This window comes from Modestobacter lacusdianchii, from assembly GCF_054177765.1.
In genome coordinates this window covers 1-2,206 of sequence record NZ_JBJJTJ010000060.1, presented here as the reverse complement: position 1 = coordinate 2,206, position 2,206 = coordinate 1, and the positions used below count along the sequence as shown (strand labels likewise).

At 58.0% G+C, this 2,206-nt stretch carries 1 rRNA gene; it reads right to left on the bottom strand.

What is annotated here, in order from left to right:
* Positions 1-2,206: ribosomal RNA gene (locus ACJTNH_RS20695) — 23S ribosomal RNA — on the bottom strand; the annotation flags it as partial.

The window sequence follows — 2,206 nt, the reverse complement described above, 5'->3', positions numbered from 1 at the left end:
CGCGCACGGCGGATAGGGACCGAACTGTCTCACGACGTTCTAAACCCAGCTCGCGTACCGCTTTAATGGGCGAACAGCCCAACCCTTGGGACCTACTCCAGCCCCAGGATGCGACGAGCCGACATCGAGGTGCCAAACCATCCCGTCGATATGGACTCTTGGGGAAGATCAGCCTGTTATCCCCGGGGTACCTTTTATCCGTTGAGCGACACCGCTTCCACATGCCGGTGCCGGGTCACTAGTCCCAGCTTTCGCTCCTGCTCGACCCGTCGGTCTCGCAGTCAAGCTCCCTTGTGCACTTGCACTCGACACCTGATTGCCAACCAGGCTGAGGGAACCTTTGGGCGCCTCCGTTACATTTTGGGAGGCAACCGCCCCAGTTAAACTACCCACCTGACACTGTCCCTGATCCGGATCACGGACCGAGGTTAGACATCCAATTCGACCAGAGTGGTATTTCAACGATGACTCCACGAACACTGGCGTGCCCGCTTCACAGTCTCCCACCTATCCTACACAAGCCGAACCGAACACCAATATCAAGCTATAGTGAAGGTCCCGGGGTCTTTCCGTCCTGCCGCGCGTAACGAGCATCTTTACTCGTAGTGCAATTTCGCCGAGCCTGTGGTTGAGACAGCTGAGAAGTCGTTACGCCATTCGTGCAGGTCGGAACTTACCCGACAAGGAATTTCGCTACCTTAGGATGGTTATAGTTACCACCGCCGTTTACTGGCGCTTGAGTTCTGAGCTTCGCCCCGAAGAGCTAACCCGTCCCCTTAACGTTCCAGCACCGGGCAGGCGTCAGTCCGTATACATCGTCTTTCGACTTCGCACGGACCTGTGTTTTTAGTAAACAGTCGCTTCTCACTGGTCTCTGCGGCCACCCACCGCTGCCCCGCGCAAGGCGGTTCACAGCAGATGGCCCCCCTTCTCCCGAAGTTACGGGGGCATTTTGCCGAGTTCCTTAACCACAGTTCGCTCGATCGCCTTGGTATTCTCTACCTGACCACCTGAGTTGGTTTGGGGTACGGGCCGCTAAGAACTCGCTAGAGGCTTTTCTCGGCAGCATAGGATCATCCAATTCGCCTCATTCGGCTATGCGTCGGGTCTCACCCTGCATGCGATGCGGATTTGCCTACATCGCGGGCCACACCCTTGCACCGGTACTACCACTCACCGGTAGGACTACCTTCCTGCGTCACCCCATCGCTTGCCTACTACCAGTCCAGGTCCCGCGCTCCACCAGATCAGACCCGAAGGTCAGTCACCGGCTTCGGACGGTTAGTATCGCTGGGTTCAGCATGGGCGTTCTTTCGCGGGTACGGGAATATCAACCCGTTGTCCATCGACTACGCCTGTCGGCCTCGCCTTAGGTCCCGACTCACCCTGGGCGGATTAGCCTGGCCCAGGAACCCTTGGTCATCCGGCGGGGGAGTTTCTCACTCCCCTTTCGCTACTCATGCCTGCATTCTCACTCGTGTGGCCTCCACGGCTGGATCACTCCGCCGCTTCCACGGCCACACGACGCTCCCCTACCCATCCACACACCTGGCCGGCACCTCAAGGGCCCCGACGGGTTCATGTGAATGCCACAGCTTCGGCGGTGTGCTTGAGCCCCGCTACATTGTCGGCGCGGAACCACTTGACCAGTGAGCTATTACGCACTCTTTCAAGGGTGGCTGCTTCTAAGCCAACCTCCTGGTTGTCACTGCGATCCCACATCCTTTTCCACTTAGCACACGCTTAGGGGCCTTAGCTGATGATCTGGGCTGTTTCCCTCTCGACTACGAACCTTATCGCCCGCAGTCTCACTGCCACGCTCTCACTTACCGGCATTCGGAGTTTGGTTGACTTCAGTAAGCTTGTGGGCCCCCTAGGCCATCCAGTGCTCTACCTCCGGCAAGAAACGCGTGACGCTGCACCTAAATGCATTTCGGGGAGAACCAGCTATCACCGAGTTTGATTGGCCTTTCACCCCTACCCACAGCTCATCCCCTCAGTTTTCAACCTAAGTGGGTTCGGTCCTCCACGCGGTCTTACCCGCGCTTCAACCTGGCCATGGGTAGATCACTCGGCTTCGGGTCTAGAGCACGCGACTGTGTCGCCCTGTTCGGACTCGCTTTCGCTACGGCTACCCCACACGGGTTAACCTCGCCACGTACCGCTAACTCGCAGGCTCATTCTTCAAAAGGCACGCAATCACCCC